The sequence below is a fragment of the Ruegeria sp. BHSC037 genome (assembly GCF_059613045.1).
Window position 1 is genome coordinate 283,075 of record NZ_JBXWRT010000001.1, and the last position, 22,516, is coordinate 305,590.

A 22,516-nucleotide genomic window follows, 5' to 3' on the forward strand; every position below is an offset into this window, starting at 1 on the left:
TGGGTTTTCTCAGTAGGCGCCGCGGCCGGACACGACGGCCCGCACGGTCATGGCAATCAGCATCAGATCCAGAAGGGCCGAGCGGGACCGCACATAGGCCGTGTCCAGGTCAATCATCCGGTCGAAGTCGATGGCGGCCCGGCCCGACACCTGCCACAGGCCGGTGATCCCGGGGCGGACGGCCAGGCGTTCAAGCGCGCGCGGCGGGTATTTGGCGACCTCCTCAGGCAGGGCAGGGCGCGGTCCGACGATCGACATGTCGCCCTTGAGGACGTTGAGGATCTGCGGCAGTTCATCCAGCGAGAAGCGGCGCAGAAGCTTGCCCACCCGTGTCACACGCGGATCTTGACGTGCCTTGAAGCACACGCCTGCGCGGTCGGACTGCGCCAGCAGGCTGGCCCGTTGTGCTTCGGCGTCGGTGGTCATCGAGCGGAACTTGTAGACGGTGAAGGGAACCCCGTTCCTGCCCACCCGCGTCTGCCGGAACAGGGCCGGGCCCTGGCTGTCCAACCGGACAAGCGCGGCAATGGCCAGCATTGGAAGGGCCAGAACCGTCATGGCCGCCAGCGCAACGGTCAGGTCAAGACTACGGCTGGGCGTCAGCCCGCCGAGAGCCTGGGCGACGCACCGGCCCAGAAACTCGAAATTTCCGATCAGATAGCGGCGGGCCATGCGGCGCGGCTCCATCGCCAGCCGCCACGCCCATTCCATCCGGGTCCGCCGCACGATCCCGGGGGCCCGCCGGACGTTGCCCGCCAGAAAGTCGAACAACGCGCCGACACCCAGCACCAGGTTTGGGTTCAGCCGTGCGCGGTGCCGCGTGATCCACAGTTCTTGCAGCGGAACGCCCATCGCCACCAGCAGGATATCTGCGCCGGACTGGTTGATCTCGTCCAAGGCTACGTCCGCCCGTTCGATGCCCCCAAACCCGTCGCGGGAACCGGCAATCCTAAGGCCGGGCGCCATGTCTTGCAGGCGCGCTGCTGCGGCCTGTGCGGTGCCGGGCGTTCCGCCCAGCAGATAGACCGACTGGCCCAGCTTGGCCGCGCGCCGGACCAGGCGCGGGACAAAGTCGGTTCCGTTCAGGTTCTCGGCCAGGCGTTCGCCCTGCATCGAGGCTGCAAGCTCGACCCCGATCCCGTCGGGCAGGACGAGGTCGGCTTGCGTCAGGGCTGCTCGATATTGGTCATCCTTTGCCCGGACATTCGCGCAATGCGCATTCAGGAAAAAAACGGTTCGGCGGTGACCGTCCAAAAGCGTGTTGATGACCGGCCCGGATTCTGCATTCACCACCGGCTGCCCAAGGATTTCGGTGATCGGCAGCGCGGTGCCGGGCGTGGTGTGTGCGCCGTCGAAAAGGGCGTTTGCGGCTTGGAAGTGCATGGAACTCTCCGAACATGAATTGAACTGTTGCCCTAAACCTGTCCGCGGTGTCGGCACCGGTACAGACGAGCATCAGGAGAGTTGGCGGAGAAATCGGCTGATCGGCACGGCCCGGATGCGGCACCGCCCGGAAATCCGGCCAGTTGCTCCTATCCGATTGGGTATCTGCCTGTCCGTTCGGTAGGCTTCACCGCCGATCATCAATGCTTTATTAACCTTTTCAGGTGTGGGTGGAGGCACATGGAGTTCATTGATGAAAGTTCTTATCGCCGACGATCACGATCTGGTTCTGGACACGCTTGTCGCCTTCATCGAGGCCACGGGCGGGATCGAACCCACCACCGCGCCGGATTTTGCGACCGCAAAGGCCAAGATCGAATCCGAGGGTCCGTTTGATCTGGTTCTGCTGGATCTGAATATGCCTGGCATGAACGGGCTGAGTGGGCTGGAAACCTGCATTGGCATGGATCGCGCGCGGCATGTGGCGCTGTTCACCGGCGATGCCTCGCGCGGTCTGGCCGAACGTGCGCTCGAACTGGGGGCCGCCGGGTTCGTGCCCAAGACCCTTCCGGCCAAGTCGCTGGTAAACGCCATCCGTTTCATGGCCATGGGTGAGCAATATCTGCCCGTCGGTTTCATGAGCGCCGAGCAGCCGAACGACTCCCATCCGATGGCCAAAAAACTGACCGAGCGCGAGCGCCAGGTCCTCAAGGGTCTGACCGAGGGCAAGTCGAACAAGGAGATCGCCCGCGATCTGGACTTGTCCGAGCCGACGATCAAGCTGCATGTGAAAACGCTGTACCGCAAAGTGGGTGTCAGCAACCGGACCCAGGCCGCAATGGCCGCGCGCGAGGCGGGCCTGTTCTGACCCACGCCCATCCTTTCGGATAGGGGGCCTGTCCCAACCCGCCCCAGTCTAACCCATTGCTCAGCGGACAGCCCATGCCGTCCCGGTCTATCACTCCTTTGAAAGAGGATGTGATATGCCGAACCAGATTTCCGACAACCATCAGCCCCTTGCGCCCAACCGTTCCTGGGACTGGGCGCGTATAAGCCGCAGCGACATCCGGTCTCTGGGTTGGCGGCGCGTCCTCAAGGGTGGGCGGTTGACCGATGCCGGACGATTGCCGCGATATGTTGCGCTTTTTCTTCTGGGGTCCAGCTGCATCTGGGCCCCGATCAGCGGGTATCTGGCAACCGCGCCGGTCAAATACGCATCCCACGCATCGTTGATCCTGCCGGGATCGGGCGCGTCGGCCTCGGTCAATCTGGCCAATATCGGGCAGGCCTCGTCCTACGCCAATTCAGCCTTTGCCAACGGGTCGATCAGCCCCACCGAAACCTACAAGCGCCTGCTGTCTGCGGATCGCATCCTGGATGCGGCGGCGCGCGCCGTCGGCGCGGAACGCGATGCGTTCGGCAAGCCGCGCATCCGCCTGGTGGACCAGACCAGCCTGATCCATATCGAAATGGAGGCCGCCAGCCCGGGGGACGCGCAACGCCACGGCGATGCCCTTGTCGCTGCGTTCTTTGCCGAGATCGACGCCTTGCGCGCGGACGAAATCGCCACGCGCGAAGCCAGCAACAGCGGCGCAATCGAAGACTATCAGCGCTCGGTTCGTGAAACCCGCGCTGCGATCGAGCAGTTGCAGCGGCAGAGTGGGCTGCTCTCTGCCGCCCAATACCGTGAGCAGGTGGCCGCCACTGACCGTGCGCGCCAAACGCTGCGGGCCGAGGAAAGCACGCTGGCCCGCCAGGCCGAGCGCGTCGCGGCGCTTGAGGTCGCGCTGGATCTGCCTCCGGATGCCGCTGCGGTGACGCTAAAGCTGTACGCCGACGCGCAATACATGTCGCTGCTCAAGGATGTCTCGACCGGCGCGGCCAAGCTGGCGCAGGCCGATGCCAATTACGGGCCGCGCCATCCGGTCTATCGCACAGCGCGGGAGGAATATGAAGGCGCACGGAAGGTCGCCGTCCAACGCGCGGCCGAGGTGACCGGCCTGTCGGTCGAGCAGCTTTCGGGTCTGGACCGCGCCCCCGAGGGAGAGCGCGCGCAGTTGCTCAGCGAGCTTGTCCGCGAAAACGCCCTGCGCGCGGGGCAGGAGAAGCATGTAAAAACCCTCGCCGCACAGGTCGCGGCCGAAACTGCGCGCCTGTCCGCGCTGGCGCCGGTGGCCGCCGAACTTGAAGACCGTCAAAGGGATTTTGCCGTGGCCGAAGCCGTTTTTGCCTCGGCCATCGCCCGGTCGGAATCGAAAAAGACCGATGTCTATGCCTCGTACCCGCTGATCCAGGTGCTGGAAAATCCGTCGCTGCCGGACCGGCCGTCTTCACCCAACAAGAAGCTGTCGATCGCGGCCGGGATTGCCGCCACGTTGATGCTTCTGATCGGGCTGACGCTGGCATGGGTCCGTAACCCGCTGATCTCGCGGCTGTTGAAAGACACAGGCGAGAACAAGGCTTGACCCGGGCCGAGCCGCAGAACCCGGCCGAGCGGCTTGTCTGGTGCGCGCTGGTCTGGACATGGCCGTTCTATGCCATCGGGGCGCTCTATGTCGTGGGGCCGGTGCTGGGATGGTCCTTGGCGGGGTTGGCGGCGCTGGCCTTGTATCTGGGGCCGGCGATCCGTTCGGATCTGCGGGCCACCGGGCCGGTTCCGGCGCTGGCTTGGCTATGGATGGCCGGCATGCTGTTGATGCTGTTTGCACTGTGGGCCGGCCATCTGGATTGGGGGCTGGGGCTGAGCAAGACCATCAAGTCCTCGATCGGCTGGGCCAAGGGCTGGGCGCTTATTCCATTGTTCATCCTGGCCGGGGCCGTGCTGCCGATCCGGCGCGAGGTTCTGGTGCGGGGCCAGTGCAGACTGGGGCTGTGGACCCTGTGCCTTGCGCCCCCGCTGATGGCGGCACCTTATCTGGGCCTGCCCAGCCAGATCTTCACCTCACCGCTCAAGGCGGTAGGTGGGCCGGGGCCCGAGTATTTCTCAGTCTATCTCTACACGATCGACCCGGCCAGTTGGACGCCCCGGTGGCAGTTCTTCGCGCCCTGGTCGCCATTTGCCGCCCTGCTGGGGGTATGCATGGTCCTGTTCGCGCTAGAAGAGCGGCACCGTGGATGGATGACCGTCGGGCTGAGCGCGGGTATTCTCATGATCCTGGCGTCGAAATCCCGCATGGGGCTGGTCGGGCTGGTGGCCTGCACACTGGGACCGCGCCTTTTGCCTTTGGTGGCGCGCAGCATCGGATGGTTTCTGGTGTCGGCCGTGGCGACGGCGTCCGCGGCGTGGGGGGCCGCTGCAATTGATCTGGGAAACCAGGCACTGCACAATTTCAAATCGGCCCGCGCCGACAGCACACGCGTGCGCGAAACCCTGCAACGCATCGCCTATGAACGCTGGCAGTCCGACGCGGTGCTGTTTGGTCACGGAACGGTTCAGCCCGGTGCGCATTTGGTCGAATACATGCCCATCGGAAGCCACCACACCTGGTACGGCCTTCTGTTCGTTAAAGGCATCACCGGTTTCGTGGCGTTTCTTGTCCCCTTCGCCGTGCATTTCGGCGTGGTGATCACCGACGCGGTCCGGTCGGCGCGCGGGCGGCTGCCGCTGGGCCTGCTGATGACCCTGCTGCTGCTGACCTTCGGCGAAAACATCGAGATCGAGGCCTATCTGCTCTGGCCCGCGCTGCTGATGCTGGGATGCCACCTGCGCGAAATGGCAGAGGTCCGGGCTCAGCCGAGCGCGTAACCGGCCCCGCGCACGGTGCGGATCGGGTCATCCCCCCCACGCACCGTCAAAGCTTTTCGCAAACGCCCGATATGCACATCGACGGTCCGGGTATCCACGTAGATATCGCGCCCCCAGACCCGGTCGAGCAATTGTTCGCGACTCCAGACCCGGCCCGGCTTTTCCATGAAGGTCGACAGCAGCCGGAACTCGGTCGGGCCCAGCTTGATGTCCTCGCCCGCGCGGGTGACACGGTGGGTTTCGCCATCCAGAACGATGTCATCGTATTCCAACCGCTCGCCCACGGCAGCGGGGCGGGTCCGCCGGAACTGGGATTTGACCCGGGCCATCAGCTCGATCACCGAATAGGGCTTGGTGACATAGTCGTCGGCACCGGTTTCCAGCCCCCGCACCTTGTCGACCTCGTCGGACCGGGCCGACAGCATGATCACGGGGATCGCACGGGTGGCCGCGGTCATCTTCAGCTGCCGGCAGATCTCGATCCCGGAAACGCCGGGCAGCATCCAGTCCAGCAAGATAAGGTCGGGCGGGGCCTCTTTGATCTGCAGCAGGGCTTCGTCGCCGTTCTCGGCCTGTACGACCGTGAACCCCTCGGCCTCAAGATTGTAGCGGATGATCTCGCGCTGGGACGGCTCGTCTTCGACGACAAGGATCGTAGGGGTGGGCATCACCGGACCTCGGTCATTTCCGTTGGTGTCTGATCCTGACGTGGACGATCATCATCCGGTAACTCGCCGGTGACCAAATAGATCGTCTGCTCGGCGATGCCGGTGGCGTGGTCGCCGATTCGCTCAAGATTTTTTGCGACAAAGTGCAAATGCATGCCGACGGTGATATTGGCCGGTTTCTCCATCATGTGCGTCAGCAGGGTCCGGAAAACGTTGTTGTAGATCGAATCCACCTCGGCATCGCGTTCACGGATGCTTTGCGCCGCGTCCAGATCACGCTGCATAAACGCATCCAGTGCGTCGGCCAGCATGCCCTGAACCATTTGGGCCTGACGCGCAATCGCTGCGCTCACCTCGTCCAGGCTGGACGATGCCGCAATGGTGATGGCGCGCTTGGCGATGTTCTTGGCGTGGTCGCCGCTGCGTTCCAGTTGATTGGCGATGGTGAAGGTGGCCAGAACCACGCGCAGATCGACGGCGGTGGGGGCACGGCGCGCTATGATGTTGGCGGCCTCGGTCTTCACCAGCTCTTCCAACTCGTCGATGCTGCGGTCGGCCTTGACCGTCCGTTGGGCCAGATCCATATCCCGATCGCGCAACGCGTTGATTGCATCGGACAGCCCGGTTTCGACCAGCCCACCCATGCGCATCAGGTGTGCCTGGACGGCCTCCAATTCCGTGTCGAAGGACCGGACGATGTGCTTTTCCTTCATGGCTTCGTCGGTCATCCGATCCTCCCGGTGATATAGGATTCGGTGCGGGGATCTTCGGGGTTGGTGAAGATCTGGCCGGTGTCACCGTATTCGACAAGGCTGCCCAGGTGGAAAAACGCGGTTTTCTGGCTGACGCGGGCGGCCTGCTGCATCGAATGGGTCACGATCACCACCGAGAACCGCTCGCGCAGTTCGTCGATCAGTTCTTCCACCTGCGCGGTGGCGATCGGGTCCAGTGCCGAGCATGGCTCGTCCATCAACAGCACCTCGGGCGAGGTGGCGATGGCGCGGGCGATGCACAGGCGCTGCTGCTGGCCGCCCGACAGCCCGGTGCCGGGCGCATGCAGCCGGTCCTTGACCTCGTCCCAGATGGCGCCGCGGCGCAGGGATTTTTCCACGATCTCGTCCAGGTCGGCCTTGGTCTTGGCCAGCCCGTGGATGCGTGGGCCGTAGGCGATGTTGTCATAGATCGACTTGGGGAACGGGTTGGGTTTCTGGAACACCATTCCCACCCGCGCCCGCAACTGCACCGGATCGATGCTGGGGTCATAGATATCCTCGCCGTCCAGCCGGATGTCGCCCTTGACGCGGCAGATGTCGATCGTGTCGTTCATCCGGTTCAGGCAGCGCAGGAACGTGGACTTGCCGCAGCCCGACGGCCCGATAAAGGCCGTGACCGTCTTGTCGAGAATGTCCACCGAGACGTCCTTGATCGCCTGGGTTTCGCCATAGAAGACCTGGACGTCCTGCGCCTTTATCTTGACGGCATCGACGGCGACGCCCGGTTCGATCTTGCTCATGTCATTCATCATGATGATCCCTTTGCGCTTACCAGCTGCGCTCGAATTTGTTCCGAAGATAGATCGCGATGGCATTCATCGTGACCAGGAAACCCAGCAGCACCAGGATCGCCGCCGAGGTCCGGCTGACGAAGCCGCGCTCGGGGCTGTCGGCCCAGATGAAGATCTGGGTGGGCAGGGCGGTGGCGCTGTCGAACGGGCCGGCCGGGGCCGAGGTGATGAACGCGTTCATCCCGATCAGCAGCAGCGGGGCCGTTTCCCCCAGCGCCTGCGCCAGCCCGATGATCGTTCCGGTCAGGATGCCGGGCATCGCCAGCGGCAGCACATGGCCAAACACCACCTGATGCTTGGACGCGCCGATGCCCAGGGCCGCCTCGCGGATTGACGGCGGCACCGCCTTGAGCGCGGCGCGGGTGGCGATGATGATCGTCGGCATGGTCATCAGCGCCAGCGTCATGCCGCCCACGAACGGGGCCGAGCGCGGCAGGCCGAACCAGCCGATGAACACCGCCAGCGCCAGCAGGCCGAACACGACCGACGGCACCGCGGCCAGGTTGTTGATATTGACCTCTATGAAGTCGCTGATCTTGTTCTTGGGCGCGAATTCTTCAAGGTAGATCGCCGCGCCGATGCCCAGCGGGAAGGAAATCGCGAAACATACGAACAGCGCCCAGAACGACCCGATCAGCGCGCCCTTCAGACCAGCCAGTTCCGGGAATCGGCTGTCGGCATTGGTGACCAGGCCGGTGTTCAGCGGCTTGCTGATTACACCTTGGGCTTTCAGCTGGTCGAACCAGGCGATCTCGGCATCGTTCAGACGGCGGTTCTGCTCGGGCGTGTCGCGGTCGATGGTGCCCTTGTTCAGCTGGTCATACGGATCCGATACCGGCACCGTCAGCGTGATGGTCTGCCCGATCAGAGAAGGGTCAGCCACCACCCGGTCGCGCAGTTGAAACTGGGCGCCGTTGGACAGGATGCCCGCCAGGGCCTTACGGGTGGCCCGGTCGCTGGTGTCCACCTCGGGCAGCAACTCGGACAGCGAGGCTTGCAGCACGTCCTTGAAGCCGCCGCGCGGCAGCTTTTCGGGCTTGATCTCCTCGGGGTCGACATAAACCTCGAGCGTGATCTTGGTCTGGGTAAAGGCCTGATATCCCGACGATACCAGCGAGGCCACCAGGATGAACAGCATCAGAAAGGCAAAGCCGATGGCGCCCAGGCCCAAGCCCTGCAGCAGCTTCTGCTTGCGGTTGCGGCGGGTCAGGCTGGCGCGTACGGCGTCGGCGGTGTTGCCCTGCGGGGGCGTCATTTCGGGTCCTGCGGTCAGGTCAGCCATGGTCTTGGCCTCAGTCATAGGCTTCGCGGTACTTGCGCACGATGCGCAGCGCGAAGACGTTGATGATCAGGGTGACGACGAACAGCATCATGCCAAGGGCAAAGGCCGCCAGCGTCTTGGGGTTGTCGAACGAGGTGTCGCCGATCAGAAGCGTGACGATCTGCACGGTCACCGTGGTAACGCTGTCCAGAGGGTTGATGGTCAGCGAGGCGATCAGGCCGGCGGCCATGACCACGATCATGGTTTCCCCGATCGCGCGGCTGACGGCCAACAGGATGCCACCGACGATGCCGGGAATGGCGGCAGGGAAAAGCACGTTCAGAACCGTCTCGGCCCGGGTTGCCCCCAGCGCCAGCGCCCCGTCGCGCAGCGAACGCGGTACCGCCGACAGGGCGTCATCGGTGAAAGACGAGATGAACGGGATCAGCATGATGCCCATCACGCTGCCTGCGGCCAGCGCCGTGTTGGGCGACACCGGAATGCCCAGCGAGGCGCCGAAACTGCGCATCGCCGGCGCCACCACCAGGATCGCGAAGAAGCCATAGACTACAGTCGGCACGCCGGCCAGGATCTCCAGCACCGGCTTGGCCACCGCCCGCAAGCGGTCGGGTGCGAATTCGTTCAGGTAGATGGCCGACAACAGGCCCACCGGAACCGCCAGGAACAGCGCGACCACGGTTATGACGATGGTGCCGAGAATGACCGGAAGCCAGCCGAAGGCACCTTCGGCCGCAATCTGGTCTTCGCGCAGAGGGATCTGCGGTTCCCAATTCAGGCCAAAGAAGAACTCGGTGATCGGCACCATCTCGAAAAAGCGGATGGATTCGAACAGCAGCGCGGCAATGATACCGACGGTCGTAAAAATGGCGACGGTCGAGCAGAAGATCATCAGGCTTGACACGATGCGCTCGACCCCGTGGCGAGCGCGGAACGCAGCCCCCACGCGCGAGCGGGCAAAGGCCACGATCGCCAACGACAGAACGAGGACGATCGACAGCAGAACCCATCCCGACATCTTATGGAGCTCAAGATACCGCTGGGCCGCGGCCATCTTCCATTGTTCGGGCTCGCCGAAGATCTGCCCGCGCGAGATCGACTTAATCTCGGCCAGCACCAACTGGCGCCCGCCAGTGTCCAATCCGTCAAGGCTGCCGGCAGGCAGGCCCGACATGACCACATGGTCGATCACCGGGCCTTGCAGGATCAGCCACAGTACGATCAGCACAAAGACCGGAACCAGCGTGGACAGAAAAGAAAACAGCCCGTGATAGCCGGGCAGAGAGTGCAGACGCGCCCCATCTGCGCGCAGACCGGCTGCAGCCCGCCGGTTCAGCAAATATCCAAGGATACTGACGCCCAACAGCGCCGCAAACACGAAAGTCGTCATCTGCCCCCCAGGCAAAAAAATAGGCTGCCCGGTTTCGTGGCCGGACAGCCCTGTGAATTGCAAGTCTTACGACTTGGGTTCCATGTTCTGGCCGTTCAGGATTGCGTCCTGCAGCTCTTCACGGCGCTCGTCGGACAGGGCCACCAGGCCACGCTCGGCCAAATAGCCGTCAGCGGCCAGCGCGTCGTCCGACATGTATTCTTCCAGGAATTCGTCCAAGTTCGGGATCACGCCGCGATGCGCGTTCTTGACGTAGAAGTACAGCGGGCGGGACACCGGATAGGACTTGTCGGCGATGGTGTCGGCATTCGGCTCGACGCCTTCGATCTTGACCGGCTTCAGCTTATCCAAGTTTTCGTACAGGAACGAGTAGCCGAAGATGCCAACGGCGTTCGGGTCCGCCTCGAGGCGCTGAACGATCAGGTTGTCATTTTCGCCCGCTTCGACGAAGGGTCCGTCGGTGCGCATGCGCGAGCAGTTTTCCTTGACCCAGTCGCCATCAAACCCGCCATTCTTGACAAAATCCAGCTCTTCGCAGCCGGCATGCATCGCCAGCTCGACGAAGGCGTCGCGGGTGCCCGAGGTCGGCGGCGGGCCATAAGCCAGGATTTCCACGGCTGGCAGGTCGGGGTTGACTTCGTTCCAGGTCTTGAACGGGTTGTCCTTCCACTCGCCATCAACCGGCACCTGGGCGCCAAGGGCCAAGTAGATGTCACCCAGCGACAGGTCCCAGTCCTGATCATTGCCGCGCGAGATGGCGATCGACAGGCCGTCGAACCCGATCAGGGCTTCCGAGATGTCTGTGACGCCGTTCTTTTGGCACAGCTCGTATTCCGAGGCCTTCATGGCACGCGATGCGCCGGTGATGTCGGCGGTGTTTTCACCGATGCCTTCGCAGAAGATTTTCATGCCGCCGCCGGTACCGGTCGATTCGACGATGGGCGAGGCTGCGCCGGTGTTGTTGGCGAACTGCTCGGCGACGGCCTGGGTGTACGGGAACACGGTCGAAGATCCGACGATGCGGATGGCGTCGCGCGCCGAAGCAGCAGACGCAGCAATGGCGGTGATTGCCAGAACCGAAGCGGTCAGTTTGATGGTGGTCATGGTCACTCCTGAAACTCAGCTTTGGCCGCCCCCTGCGGCCTTGGCGACTGCTCTAAGCGGGACGTGCGACGCTTATGTAACGGCAGTGTAACAGTTTCATGACAAAGCGCGCAGGGTTCGGGTTTTTGCGGGATCTCCTGCGCCGAATCCTGCTGAAATGGAGATGAGGCGGTCCAAATAACACCTGGCGTGCAGGGAAAATGGCCCCATACACACAAGTGAATGGACTCGGCGCCCCGATTCGAGGATCTTGGTGATCCAGTTTCGAATCATACCGATGGCCGGGTGACAGGAGCGTTGATATGCTGACCAGACGACACTTTGTTGCGACATCGCTTGCTTTGTTCTCGCAGCCGATTCTGGGTGCGTTGCCGGCCTCGGCCGCGACCGCGTCTCAATGGGCAGCATGGGATGCGCAGGTCACGCCGGGCAATTACGATCCGGCCGCGTCGAACCCCTGGGGTCTGCATCCGCGGTTCCTGCCCCGCCGGGTTCAGACCAACCGGCCGCTGAAACCCGGCGACATCCATGTGGATGCGGTGGCGCGGTATCTGTATTTCATCGAAGATGGCGGTACCGCCATGCGCTACGGCGTGGCCATCGCGCGCGGTGATCTGTACGAGCCCGGAACCTATACGATCAAACGCAAGGCCAAATGGCCGCGCTGGACGCCCACCGCCGACATGATCCGCCGCGACCCGCAGGATTATGCCCAGTTCGCCGACGGCATGCCGGGCGGGCCGAAAAACCCGCTGGGGGCGCGGGCGTTCTATCTGTATCAGGGCAATCGCGACACCTATCTGCGCATCCACGGCACGCCTTATCCCCGGTCGATAGGTGGCCGCGCCAGTTCAGGCTGCGTGCGCATGGTGATGGCGCATATCATCGGCCTGTATGACCGGGTTCAGCCCGGCGCCACGGCACATCTCTACCCGCCCGAGCAGCCGATCACGGCCTCGGCCTGATCAGGCGCGGGCGCAGATCGGGCGCCCCTCGACGGTTCTGAGCGGCAGATAGGTCGTCTCGACCGGGCCGACATGGCGGTACCAGTAACACCCATCCTCGGGCATGATCCGAACCGCGTTCAAGTTCTGGCCGGGCGCGGCAATTGCGATCACCCCTTCGGGCACCTTGGCCAGGTCGCCGGGCGCGGACGCGCCGGACATCGACGCGGTTTCCGTGCAGGCGCCCACTGCCAGCAAAACTGCCGCATATTTCAAGTCCGATTTGGCCAACATCGTGTACTTCCCCGTGCTGTTTCCCGGTCCGTTTGCCGCACAAAGTTGCATCCTGACGCGCGCAGTTCAATTCGCTGCGTACAATAGGTGTGACAGCGTGGCTTTTCTGCGCAGGGCGTTGCGAACAAATTTGGGTTGACCTTCCAGCGCGGTAAGGCGGCAGAAGACGCGCAAACCGCGAATGCATCTACAACCAAGTGAAACGAGCCGATGAACAAACTGACGCTTTTGATTGGCGGCGTTCTGATCGCGGGCGCTGCCGTATTTGTCTACAACTTCAACCAGCAGCCTACGGGCCATTCGATGGCGGTGCCCGATACGTCGTCGCTGTCGCAGGGGGAACCAATCGCGCAGGTCCGGGTGCCGGCGACGTTCAGTGCGCAGGCGCAGATGGGAAAGGTTGCCTTTGACGCTAAATGCGCAGCCTGCCATGGAATGAATGCGACGGGGCTGGAAGGGCTGGCGCCGCCGTTGGTACACAAGATCTATGAGCCCAGCCACCACGGGTTCGAGGCCTTTCAGCGGGCGGTTCAATATGGTGTTCAGGCCCATCACTGGCGCTTTGGCGACATGCCGCCGGTCGCTGGCTTGACCCGTGCAGACGTGCAGGGCATCGTTGCCTATGTCAGGGAACTGCAGCGCGAGAACGGGATAGACTGAACCTTGCACAGCTGGGCGGACAGGATGATCGGACGGTGGCTTCTGGCCTTGGGCTTGGTCTTGGCCGGTGTTCTGGTGTTCTCGGAACCCGCCTTGGCGCATGGGGGCGATGGGGGTACACATGCCGTCGTCGATCTGGAAACATCCGACCCCGACCATGTCGAACAGGGCCACCCGGGTCATTGCCACGGCGGGGCCTTCTGCAACGGCGTGGCAATGACCTTGGCCGCGCCCGTCGTTTCCGCTCTGGTATCAAGGATCAGCCGCCGTGCCATCCCGCCGGGCCGGTACCGGATGTTGCCGGTGGCCCTGTTCGATCCGCCCCCGCCGCGCGCCGTGTCCTGAGTCACGAAAGGCCCCTTTCGGGGGCGAGTTGAAGCAGACAAACAGGACAAGACGATGACCCTTTCAAAACTGACGACGGGAGCCGTGCTGGCGTCGATGATCGCCGTAACCGCCCTGGCGCATGGTGGCGCCACCGGGATCGTGAAGGAACGCATGGACGGTATGTCCGCCATGAAGGACGCGATGAAGACCCTGACGCCGATGATGCAGGGCAAGACACCCTATGACGCCGCCACAGTCCGGCGCGCGGCCGAGACGATCGGGCGCCATGCCGGTGACAGCATGACACGGCTGTTCCCCGAAGGCAGCGACGGCATGCCCTCCGAGGCCAAACCCGAGATCTGGCAGGACTGGGAAGCCTTCGCCGAACTGGCCGAGCAGCTGCAGACCTATGCCGAGGGGCTGGTCCTTGCGGCCGACAACGGGCTGATGATGGCCCGTGCCGGTCAAGGGTCCGGCATGATGGGCGGATCGGGCATGATGGGTGGCGCCTCGATGATGGGGGGCGGGGCCATGATGGGCGGAACCCCCGGGCGCGAGGAGCTGTCCGAGATGCCCGCCGATGGCGTGTTCATGATGCTGGGCCAAAACTGCTCGGCCTGTCACACGCGGTTCCGGTCGGAATAGGGTGCCACGATGAAACGCATCTATCGCTTGGGCCTTGCCTCTGCCGTACTGGCTGCGGCGGGGCTGGCCGCCGTGGTCGCGTGGCCAATCGGTCTGACGCCGCAACTGCCCGAGCTGACGGGCGACGTTGACCGCGGGGCCTACCTGGCGCGGGCGGGCGGCTGCATCGCCTGCCACACCAATTTCGCCGAGGGTGGCGCGCCCCTGGCCGGCGGCGTCAAGCTCGAAACACCCTTTGGCACGGTGTATTCCCCGAACCTGACCACAGACCCGGACCACGGCATTGGCGGCTGGTCGATCGAGGCATTTGCCAAGGCCGTGCGTCAAGGCGTGGCACCGGACGGGCAGCCCTATTACCCAGCCTTCCCGTACCCGTTCTACGCCGATTTCACCGATCAGGACATTGCCGACCTGTGGGCGGCGTTCCAGACCGTGCCGCCGGTGGGCACGCCGTCCCGCGCGCAGCAGATGGCCTTTCCCTTCAACCAGCGCTGGGGGCTGAAACTGTGGCGCGCGGCGTTCCTCGAGCCTCCGCGCACCGATCCGGTCCCCGGCAAAGGTGATGTGTGGAACCGCGGCCGGCTGCTGGTCGAAGGCGCCACTCACTGTGCCGCCTGCCACACCGGGCGCAATCTGTTTGGTGCCCGCAAATCGGATACCGAGCATTTCAAGGGCAGTGATGCACTGCCGGGCGGCGACAAGGCGCCGGCCATCGACTATGAAACCCTGCAGAGGCTGGGCTGGACGGTCGACAACCTGGCCTATGCCCTGCGCACCGGCATTATGCCCGACGGTGACGTATTCGGCGGTGCCATGGGCGAGGTCGTGACCTACGGCACCAGCTTCCTGACCGAAGCAGACCGCCGCGCCATGGCCACCTATTTGTTGGACGACCATGACGGATAGTGAAAAGGTGGAGCCGCGGGGCAAGCCGCGCAGGACGACATTGCCCTGGGTGGCGCTGACGGCCGCCGTCGTGATGGGTGCTGCTGGCGCCTTTGGATGGATTTCAGGCGCTGACCTCAGTGACGAACCCTCCGATCCGGTGCGGGGGGCGGTGCTCTATGCCGAGAACTGCGCCGCGTGCCACGGGGCCAACCTTGAGGGTCAGCCGGACTGGCAGACGCCCGACGCCAACGGTGTTCTGCCGGCCCCGCCGCATGACCGCACCGGCCATACTTGGCATCACGGAGACGGTATGCTGTTCGCCTATACCAAGCTGGGCGGTGCCGAGACGCTGAAACGCATGGGCGTGACCGGGGTACAAAGTGGCATGCCCGGTTTCGCCGATACTCTGACCGATGCAGAGATCCGAGACATCCTCGGTTTCATCAAATCCAGTTGGACGGAGCGCGAGCGTGAGATGCAGCAACTGCGGACCGAGGCCGAAGACGGCGGACCTTTCGAGGACTTTCGCTGAGTACACCTTGACCTTCCACCTGCTGGAACCCTTATGTAGCGGGTCAGCAGCGATTCAATGGTGACGAAATGACCCAGATTTCACACGCCCGACTTCAGGTTCAGGGAATGAACTGCGCCTCGTGCGTCGGCCGCGTCGAGCGAGCCCTGAAGGCCGTGCCCGGCGTCGAGGACGCCTCGGTCAACCTGGCCAGCGAAAGCGCCCAGGTCGATTTCCACGCGCCCGCTGACCTGCCGACCATCCTCGGCGCGCTCGAGGCGGCCGGGTATCCCTCCGCGATCGAAGAGGTCACGCTGGACATTCAAGGAATGAACTGCGCCTCATGCGTGGGCCGCGTGGAACGGGCGCTGTTGGCGGGGCAGGGGGTCGTGGCGGCCTCGGTCAACATGGCCTCGGAAACGGCCACGGTCCGCTATGTGGCAGGCTCCACCACGCCCGAGGCCATCGCCGCGCTGGCCACGGCGGCGGGCTACGCCGCCACCCTCCGAGACGCGGCACGGCCCGAGCCCGAGGACCGCAAAACCGAGGAAATCCAGCACCTGGCCCGGCGCACGAGTTTTGCCGCGATTCTGGCTCTGCCGGTCTTTGTTCTGGAAATGGGCGCGCATGTCGTTCCCGGAATGCACCATCTGATTGCCCAGACGATCGGTCTGCAGACCAGCCACCTGTTGCAATTCGTACTGACCACGATCGTTCTGTTCGGGCCGGGGCTGCAATTCTATACCAAGGGCTTTCCGGCCCTGTTGCGGGGCGCGCCCGACATGAACTCTCTGGTCGCGCTGGGGACCGCGGCGGCCTATGGGTACTCGCTGGTGGCGACCTTTGCGCCTGGCCTGCTACCGGCGGGCACCGCAAACGTCTATTACGAGGCGGCGGCGGTCATCGTGGTGCTGATCCTGCTGGGCCGCTTCCTCGAGGCGCGCGCCAAGGGCCGCACCGGTGAGGCGATCCGCAAGCTGGTGGGGCTGCAAGCCAAGACCGCGCGGGTCGAGCGCGATGGCCGCGTGGTGGAACTGCCCGTCGATCAGATCGTCGTGGGCGACATAGTGCATGTCCGCCCCGGCGAGAAGATCCCGGTGGATGGCGCCGTGCTGACCGGGCGGTCTTATGTGGATGAAAGCATGATCACCGGCGAACCGGTGCCGGTCGAAAAGGCCGAGGGCGCCGCCGTGGTTGGCGGCACCGTGAACGGAACGGGGGCGTTGACCTTCCGGGCCGAAAAGGTCGGGGCCGACACGATGCTGGCGCAGATCATCCAGATGGTCGAACAGGCACAGGGGGCCAAGCTGCCCATCCAAGGTCTGGTCGACCGGATCACCCTGTGGTTCGTTCCGGCCGTGATCTCGGTTGCCGTGGTGACGGTTCTGGTCTGGCTGCTGTTCGGCCCGGACCCGGCGCTGAGCCTGGCGCTGGTGGCCGGGGTCTCGGTTCTGATCATCGCCTGCCCCTGCGCCATGGGTCTGGCCACGCCGACCTCGATCATGGTGGGCACCGGGCGTGCGGCCGAGATGGGTGTGCTGTTCCGCAAGGGGGACGCGCTGCAGATGCTTCAGGAAACCACCGTCGTTGCGCTGGACAAGACCGGCACGCTGACCGAGGGCCGGCCCGAACTGACCGACCTGATCGTGGCCGACGGCATGGCCGAGGACGCGGTGCTGCGCCTTGTCGCCGCGGTCGAGGCCACGTCGGAACACCCGATCGCAACCGCGATCACCCGGGCCGCCGAAAGCCGCCGGTTGTCTCTGCCCAAGCCCGAAGCGTTTGACTCGATCACTGGCTACGGGGTGCAGGCAATGGTCGAAGGCCACCGGGTTCTGATCGGCGCCGACCGCCTGATGGCCCGCGAGGGGATCGAGATCGGCGGGCTGGCAGAGCGCGGCGCGAACCTGGCCGCCAAGGGGAAAACGCCGCTCTATGCCGCGATCGACGGGCGTATCGCGGCGGTGATCGCCGTGGCCGATCCGATCAAGCCCGGCACGCCCGCCGCGATCCAGGCCCTGCATGACCTGGGTCTGAAGGTCGCGATGATCACCGGTGACAACGCCGCCACGGCCCGGGCCATCGCCGCGCAACTGGGCATCGACCACGTGGTCGCCGAGGTGCTGCCCGAAGGCAAGGTGGCAGCGCTCGAAAGCCTGCGCGCAGACGGAGGCAAGCTGGCCTTCGTGGGCGACGGCATCAACGATGCGCCCGCGCTGGCGGCGGCGGATGTGGGCATCGCCATCGGCACCGGCACCGACATCGCGATCGAGGCGGCCGACGTGGTGCTGATCTCCGGTGACCTGACCGGCGTGGTCAACGCGTTCGACATCAGCCGACGCACCATGCGCAACATCCGGCAGAACCTGTTCTGGGCCTTTGGTTACAACACGCTGCTGATCCCGGTGGCCGCCGGGGTTCTGTACCCGTTCGGCGGGCCGCTTCTGTCGCCGGTTCTGGCCGCGGGCGCGATGGCGCTGTCCAGCGTTTTCGTCCTGTCCAACGCCTTGCGGCTGCGTTGGGTGAAACCGGCCCGAACACCACAGGACGCTCCCGAAGAAACCCGCATCCTGACGCTCAACCCGGCCAATGCCGACTAGACAAGGAGGGAACCATGAATATCGGAGATGTCGCCGAGCGCTCGGGCCTTCCGGCCAAGACCATTCGTTACTACGAAGACATCGGCTTTATCAAACCCCGGCGCGGCGCCAACGGATACCGGCATTTCGACGAAAAAGAGCTGCACAAACTGGCGTTCATCGGCCGCGCCCGGTCGCTGGGCTTTACCATCGAAGACTGCCGGACGCTTTTGGCACTGTACGAGGACAAGCGTCGCGCCAGCGCCGATGTAAAGCGCATCGCCAAGCAAAACCTGAAGGAAATCGACGCGAAGATCGCCGATCTCAAGGCCATGCGCGCCACGCTGTCTCACCTGGTCGCGGAATGTGCCGGCGATGACCGCCCGGATTGTCCGATCTTGAATGACCTTGGGCGGATTTGACCGCATCCGTCTGCGACACATTCCACAGGATGGTGGCGGAAACCCGCGTCGTCCGGTCTCGTTTGTCCTCGCATCACTCCAGAAGAAGCCCAACGCCGACATCAAGGCGTTGGGAAGGAACACCCGCCTCTGCGAATAAAGCTTTGTAAAACGCTCGTTCAGAAACGGGGCGCAAGTTACGAACCGAGTTTCGCCCCAACCCAGTGTCCCGAACAGAGCGTCTTTTGTTAGCCCACCCGGTTGACTTGGCTTTGCCGATACCCAATTTCCGCGGCCTACGCATAACAGAGGTTTGCCGAAATGAACCGTATCCTAGCAACCGTTCTGGCCTTGGGCCTGGGCACTGCCGCAACCGCCGAAACCCTGCGCGTGGGCATGTCGGGCGGGTATTTCCCCTTTACCTTCGTTAAGCAGGACGTGCTTCAGGGCTTCGAGGTCGACGTCATGAACGCCGTTGGCGAAAAGACAGGGTTGGACATCGCGTTCGAGACCATGTCGTTCTCGGGCCTGATCGGCGCGCTGGACGCGGGCCGGATCGACACGATCGCCAACCAGATCACCATCACCCCCGAACGCGAAGCCCGGTTTGCGTTCAGCCAGCCCTATGTGATCGACGGCGCGCAGGTGGTCGTGCGCAAGGGCAACGACACCATCAAGGGGGTCGAAGATCTGAAAGGCCACACCGTCGCCGTCAACCTCGGCTCGAATTTCGAGCAGCTTCTGAAAGAACTGCCGTATTCCGACGAGATCGAGATCAAGACCTACGAGGCCAACATCGCGCAGGACACCGCCTTGGGCCGTGTCGATGCCTTCGTGATGGACCGCGTGTCCTCGGCCCAGCTGATTGCCGAAAGCCCGCTGCCGCTGGAGCTGGCCGGCGCGCCCTTCTCGGAAATCCGCAACGCCCTGCCGTTCCGCGATGACGCGGAAGGCCGGGCTTTGCGCGACCGGGTCGATGCGGCGCTGACCGAGCTGAAGCAGGACGACACCCTGGCGGAAATCTCGGTCAAGTGGTTCGGAACCGACATCACGGCGAACTGAAGCCATGCGGGGATTGGACCTTGAATATATGCTGGGGCTGGTCCCCGTCATCTTGGGCTATGTGCCGCTGACGCTGGCGATGGCTTCGGCCGCCATGGTGCTGGCGCTGGTTCTCGCGGTGGCGCTGGCGGTGGAACGTGTCTTTCGCGTGCCTGTGCTGGATCAGCTGGTACTGCTGTTCATCAGTTTCTTCCGCGGCACGCCGCTGCTGGTGCAACTGTTCCTGTTCTACTATGGGTTGCCGCAAGTTCTGTCTTTCCTGACCGCGATTGACGGGGTGACCGCCGCGATCATGGGGCTGACGCTGCACTTTGCCGCCTACATGGCCGAAACCATCCGCGCGGCGATCATCGGCGTCGATCGCAGCCAGTGGGAAGCAGCGCAGTCCATCGGCATGACCCAAGGCCAGTTGATGCGGCGGGTGGTCCTGCCGCAGGCGGCCCGCGTGGCGGCTCCGACGCTGGTCAACTACTTCATCGACATGATCAAGGGCACCTCGCTGGCCTTCACCCTCGGCGTGACCGAGATGATGGGCGCGGCCCAGAAAGAGGCGGCGGGCAGCTTCCTGTATTTCGAGGCCTTCCTGGTGGTCGCCGTCATCTACTGGATCATGGTCGAAGGTCTGAGCCAGGCGCAGAAGGTCCTCGAGATCCGACTGAACAGGGCATATGCACGATGATCCGTATCGAAGGACTGACCAAACGGTTTGGCGGCACCGACGTCCTGAACACCATCGATCTCGAGATCGCAAAGGGCGAGCGCGTCGTCGTCATCGGCCCCTCGGGCACCGGGAAATCGACGTTGCTGCGCTGCATCAACTTTCTGGACACGCCCGATGCGGGCCGCATCACGGTCGGAGGCATTTCGGTCGATGCGACACGGGCCAGCCGTGCCGATATTCTGGCCCTGCGGCGCGCGACTGCCTTCGTGTTCCAGAATTACGGCCTGTTTTCACATCGCACCGCGCTGGAAAACATCATGGAAGCGCTGGTCACCGTGAAGAAACGCCCCCGCGCAGAGGCCGAGGCGCAGGGCCGTCGCATCCTGAAGGAAATCGGTCTGGCGGAAAAGGCCGACAGCTATCCGGCCAGCCTGTCGGGCGGACAGCAGCAACGTGTGGGGATCGGCCGCGCCATGGCGATCGGGGCGCAGTTGATGCTGTTTGACGAGCCGACCTCGGCGCTGGATCCGGAATGGGTCGGCGAGGTGCTCGACCTCATGCGTTCGGTCGCCGCGCAACGCCAGACCATGTTGATCGTCACGCATGAGATGCGTTTTGCCCGCGAAATCGCCGACCGGGTGATCTTCATGGAGGGCGGTCGGATCGTGGAACAGGGTCCTCCGGCACAGATCTTCGATGCGCCGAAAGACCCGCGTTTGCAGCGGTTTTTGGCGCGCGTCAGTGCCTGACGACGCGGCCCCGCCCTCGGGGGCGCAAAGCCCCCTGTCCATCGCGCCACGATCGGGCGTGGTCCCTGCTCACAGCTGCGACCCGATCGGCAGCAGGCTCAGGAACCCTGCAACGATGTGATCCCAGGCGCTGCCCGTTGGCTCGGCATCATATTCCAGCACCGTTCCGTCGGCCGCACGGGTCCGCCAGGTCAACTGCCCGGCTGGCCCCAGCGTGACCCGGTACGTATAGGCGGGTAGCGCGTCGTCCAGCGCACCGATGGCCTGTTCGGTCAGGGCGGGCGAGTCGATCAGGATTCCCATCTCGGTGTTGATGTTGACCGAGCGGGGGTCCCAGTTGAACGACCCCACGAACAGGTATCGATCATCAATAGCGAAAGCCTTGGAATGTAGCCCCGACCGAGACTGCGCCCAGTTGATGCCCTGTCGCTGCTGTTGATAGTTGTCGGGTCGCAGTTCGTACAGATCGACGCCGCCGCGCAGCAACGGTCTGCGTTTCGTGGCGTAATGGGCATAGACGGGAAGCACATCGTTCGATGCCAGCGAGTTGGTGACGACCCGGACATCGACGCCTCGGCGCTCGAGTGCGGTCAGCCACCGGACACCGCTGTTGCGGGGCACGAAATAGGCCGAAACGATGGTGACCTCGGATTTTGCTGTCTCGAAATATGGCAGCAGTTGCGCGGCAAGGATCGGATCCGCGATGTCGGCGCCGGCTGCCTTGGCAGGCGGGTCCGCATAGAGTCGGGCCGGCACCCAATCCAGCGAAAGGGCCCCGTCTGCAAAGTTTTCCTGCGCCGACCGGCGCAGCGCGGCGCCATAGGGTGTTCGCTTCGCGTCTTCGACCAATTGGCGCAACCGGTCGCGGGCGGCGGCAAGGCTGAATTCCGGCGGCCCGACAACCGCGCGAGCGGGCACCGCGAACGGGCTGTTCCAGTAGGCATCGAAGCTTTTGGAAACTTCGGTCACCACCGGCCCCGCAGCCAGCACATCGAGATCGGCATAGTTCATTTCCTCGCGCGCGAGAAAATACTCGGCCCCGATGTTCCGCCCGCCGACGATGGTAAACAGATTGTCGGCCGTCATGGACTTGTTGTGCATCCGTCGATTGATCCGCTTGAAATCGGTCAAACCGGCCACGACCAAGCTTTGATCGCGCCAGAACGGGTTGAACAGCCTGATTTCGATGTTTTCGTGCAGGTCCAGTGCGGCGGTCATCGCGTCATAGCCTGCGGTGTCCATATCATCCAGCAACAGCCGGACGCGCACCCCGCGATCAGCCGCCTGAAGAAGGCTGGCCGCGAACAGATGCCCCGTCGGGTCGTCATGCAGCAGGTAGTATTGTGCGTCGATCGTGCGTTCGGCGGCGGCCGCCATCAACAGCCGAGAGACCAGCGCCTGTTCCCCGTCGCTGACAAGTCGCACGCCCGAGCGCCCATCGCCGGGGTCCCCCAACCGGCGCGCGACGCGTCCCAGTTTGCTGTCTTCACGGGCGGGCTGATAGGTCGATACCGTCTTTTCGTATACGCGCTCCCTAGGTGCGCAGCCAAGCAGCGCGACCAGACAGACCAGACCGGTTATGATTTGCCGCAGCTTCATGCAGACCCTCCCCTCGCCGGGGTACAGATGACACTGTCACGGCCCCCCGGTTCAAGCCCCTGC

At 64.0% G+C, this 22,516-nt stretch carries 23 protein-coding genes; 14 read left to right on the top strand and 9 right to left on the bottom strand.

Annotation, left to right across the window (positions count from 1 at the left end):
- Window positions 1-9 precede the first annotated feature (9 nt).
- Entirely contained in the window at window positions 10-1,383 is a 1,374-nt protein-coding gene (locus AC2FMN_RS01320) for a WecB/TagA/CpsF family glycosyltransferase (protein ID WP_496685565.1), read from the bottom strand.
- Window positions 1,384-1,636: 253 nt separating this feature from the next.
- Between AC2FMN_RS01320 and AC2FMN_RS01325 the strand changes: the two genes are divergently transcribed.
- The 3 genes from AC2FMN_RS01325 (at window position 1,637) to AC2FMN_RS01335 (ending at window position 5,128) form a co-directional block, all read left to right on the top strand.
- Window positions 1,637-2,251, top strand: a complete 615-nt coding sequence (locus tag AC2FMN_RS01325) for a response regulator transcription factor (protein ID WP_496683674.1) — start codon at window positions 1,637-1,639, stop codon at window positions 2,249-2,251.
- A gap of 115 nt (window positions 2,252-2,366) precedes the next feature.
- The gene (locus tag AC2FMN_RS01330; protein ID WP_496685567.1) at window positions 2,367-3,848 is read left to right on the top strand and encodes a GumC family protein; all 1,482 of its coding nucleotides are present in this window, start codon (window positions 2,367-2,369) and stop codon (window positions 3,846-3,848) included.
- Window positions 3,845-5,128 carry an O-antigen ligase domain-containing protein gene (locus tag AC2FMN_RS01335; protein ID WP_496685569.1) on the top strand — a complete coding sequence of 428 codons (1,284 nt, stop codon included), beginning with the start codon at window positions 3,845-3,847 and terminating at the stop codon, window positions 5,126-5,128. The genes AC2FMN_RS01330 and AC2FMN_RS01335 overlap by 4 nt, the downstream gene beginning before the upstream one ends.
- Here AC2FMN_RS01335 and phoB read toward each other — a convergent pair.
- The 6 genes from phoB to AC2FMN_RS01365 all read right to left on the bottom strand — a co-directional run bounded on the left by phoB (window position 5,113) and on the right by AC2FMN_RS01365 (window position 11,133).
- Complete coding sequence (gene phoB, locus AC2FMN_RS01340) at window positions 5,113-5,796, bottom strand: phosphate regulon transcriptional regulator PhoB (protein WP_496684579.1); 684 nt, start codon at window positions 5,794-5,796, stop codon at window positions 5,113-5,115. The genes AC2FMN_RS01335 and phoB overlap by 16 nt on opposite strands.
- A complete protein-coding gene (gene phoU, locus AC2FMN_RS01345) occupies window positions 5,796-6,524 on the bottom strand; it encodes a phosphate signaling complex protein PhoU (protein ID WP_496685571.1) in 729 nt (242 codons plus the stop codon). The genes phoB and phoU overlap by 1 nt, the downstream gene beginning before the upstream one ends.
- Window positions 6,521-7,318, bottom strand: coding sequence for a phosphate ABC transporter ATP-binding protein PstB (pstB, locus tag AC2FMN_RS01350; protein ID WP_496685573.1), 798 nt, complete (start codon window positions 7,316-7,318; stop codon window positions 6,521-6,523). The genes phoU and pstB overlap by 4 nt, the downstream gene beginning before the upstream one ends.
- A gap of 19 nt (window positions 7,319-7,337) precedes the next feature.
- Entirely contained in the window at window positions 7,338-8,660 is a 1,323-nt protein-coding gene (gene pstA, locus AC2FMN_RS01355) for a phosphate ABC transporter permease PstA (protein WP_496685576.1), read from the bottom strand.
- Window positions 8,653-10,029, bottom strand: a complete 1,377-nt coding sequence (pstC, locus tag AC2FMN_RS01360; RefSeq protein WP_496683068.1) for a phosphate ABC transporter permease subunit PstC — start codon at window positions 10,027-10,029, stop codon at window positions 8,653-8,655. The genes pstA and pstC overlap by 8 nt, the downstream gene beginning before the upstream one ends.
- 66 nt (window positions 10,030-10,095) lie before the next feature.
- On the bottom strand, window positions 10,096-11,133 hold the full coding sequence (locus tag AC2FMN_RS01365; protein ID WP_496683071.1) for a substrate-binding domain-containing protein: 1,038 nt from the start codon (window positions 11,131-11,133) through the stop codon (window positions 10,096-10,098).
- Between the two features lie 302 nt (window positions 11,134-11,435).
- Between AC2FMN_RS01365 and AC2FMN_RS01370 the strand changes: the two genes are divergently transcribed.
- Window positions 11,436-12,098, top strand: coding sequence for a L,D-transpeptidase (locus tag AC2FMN_RS01370; protein WP_496683074.1), 663 nt, complete (start codon window positions 11,436-11,438; stop codon window positions 12,096-12,098).
- Here the strand turns inward: AC2FMN_RS01370 and AC2FMN_RS01375 are convergent, their stop codons facing one another.
- A complete protein-coding gene (locus AC2FMN_RS01375) occupies window positions 12,099-12,371 on the bottom strand; it encodes a hypothetical protein (RefSeq protein ID WP_496685579.1) in 273 nt (90 codons plus the stop codon).
- Between the two features lie 210 nt (window positions 12,372-12,581).
- Here AC2FMN_RS01375 and AC2FMN_RS01380 point away from each other — a divergent pair, with 210 nt between their 5' ends.
- The 10 genes from AC2FMN_RS01380 (at window position 12,582) to AC2FMN_RS01425 (ending at window position 20,854) form a co-directional block, all read left to right on the top strand.
- The gene (locus AC2FMN_RS01380) at window positions 12,582-13,031 is read left to right on the top strand and encodes a c-type cytochrome (RefSeq protein WP_496685581.1); all 450 of its coding nucleotides are present in this window, start codon (window positions 12,582-12,584) and stop codon (window positions 13,029-13,031) included.
- A 24-nt stretch (window positions 13,032-13,055) separates the two neighbouring features.
- Entirely contained in the window at window positions 13,056-13,376 is a 321-nt protein-coding gene (locus AC2FMN_RS01385) for a hypothetical protein (RefSeq protein WP_496685583.1), read from the top strand.
- 54 nt (window positions 13,377-13,430) lie between these two features.
- Window positions 13,431-14,003 (top strand): c-type cytochrome, encoded by a 573-nt coding sequence (locus AC2FMN_RS01390; protein ID WP_496683086.1) that lies wholly within the window; start codon window positions 13,431-13,433, stop codon window positions 14,001-14,003.
- Between the two features lie 9 nt (window positions 14,004-14,012).
- Entirely contained in the window at window positions 14,013-14,909 is an 897-nt protein-coding gene (locus AC2FMN_RS01395; protein ID WP_496685585.1) for a c-type cytochrome, read from the top strand.
- Window positions 14,910-14,982: 73 nt separating this feature from the next.
- Entirely contained in the window at window positions 14,983-15,423 is a 441-nt protein-coding gene (locus AC2FMN_RS01400; RefSeq protein ID WP_496685748.1) for a c-type cytochrome, read from the top strand.
- A gap of 68 nt (window positions 15,424-15,491) precedes the next feature.
- The gene (locus tag AC2FMN_RS01405; RefSeq protein ID WP_496685587.1) at window positions 15,492-18,002 is read left to right on the top strand and encodes a heavy metal translocating P-type ATPase; all 2,511 of its coding nucleotides are present in this window, start codon (window positions 15,492-15,494) and stop codon (window positions 18,000-18,002) included.
- A gap of 14 nt (window positions 18,003-18,016) precedes the next feature.
- Window positions 18,017-18,403, top strand: a complete 387-nt coding sequence (gene cueR, locus AC2FMN_RS01410; RefSeq protein ID WP_496683096.1) for a Cu(I)-responsive transcriptional regulator — start codon at window positions 18,017-18,019, stop codon at window positions 18,401-18,403.
- Window positions 18,404-18,703: 300 nt separating this feature from the next.
- A complete protein-coding gene (locus AC2FMN_RS01415; protein WP_496685589.1) occupies window positions 18,704-19,444 on the top strand; it encodes an amino acid ABC transporter substrate-binding protein in 741 nt (246 codons plus the stop codon).
- 4 nt (window positions 19,445-19,448) lie between these two features.
- On the top strand, window positions 19,449-20,123 hold the full coding sequence (locus tag AC2FMN_RS01420) for an amino acid ABC transporter permease (RefSeq protein ID WP_496685590.1): 675 nt from the start codon (window positions 19,449-19,451) through the stop codon (window positions 20,121-20,123).
- Window positions 20,120-20,854 (top strand): amino acid ABC transporter ATP-binding protein, encoded by a 735-nt coding sequence (locus tag AC2FMN_RS01425; RefSeq protein WP_496685591.1) that lies wholly within the window; start codon window positions 20,120-20,122, stop codon window positions 20,852-20,854. Before AC2FMN_RS01420 ends, AC2FMN_RS01425 begins: the two co-directional genes overlap by 4 nt.
- Window positions 20,855-20,923: 69 nt before the next feature.
- Here AC2FMN_RS01425 and AC2FMN_RS01430 read toward each other — a convergent pair whose 3' ends face one another.
- A complete protein-coding gene (locus AC2FMN_RS01430) occupies window positions 20,924-22,453 on the bottom strand; it encodes a phospholipase D family protein (RefSeq protein WP_496685593.1) in 1,530 nt (509 codons plus the stop codon).
- Window positions 22,454-22,516 lie beyond the last annotated feature (63 nt).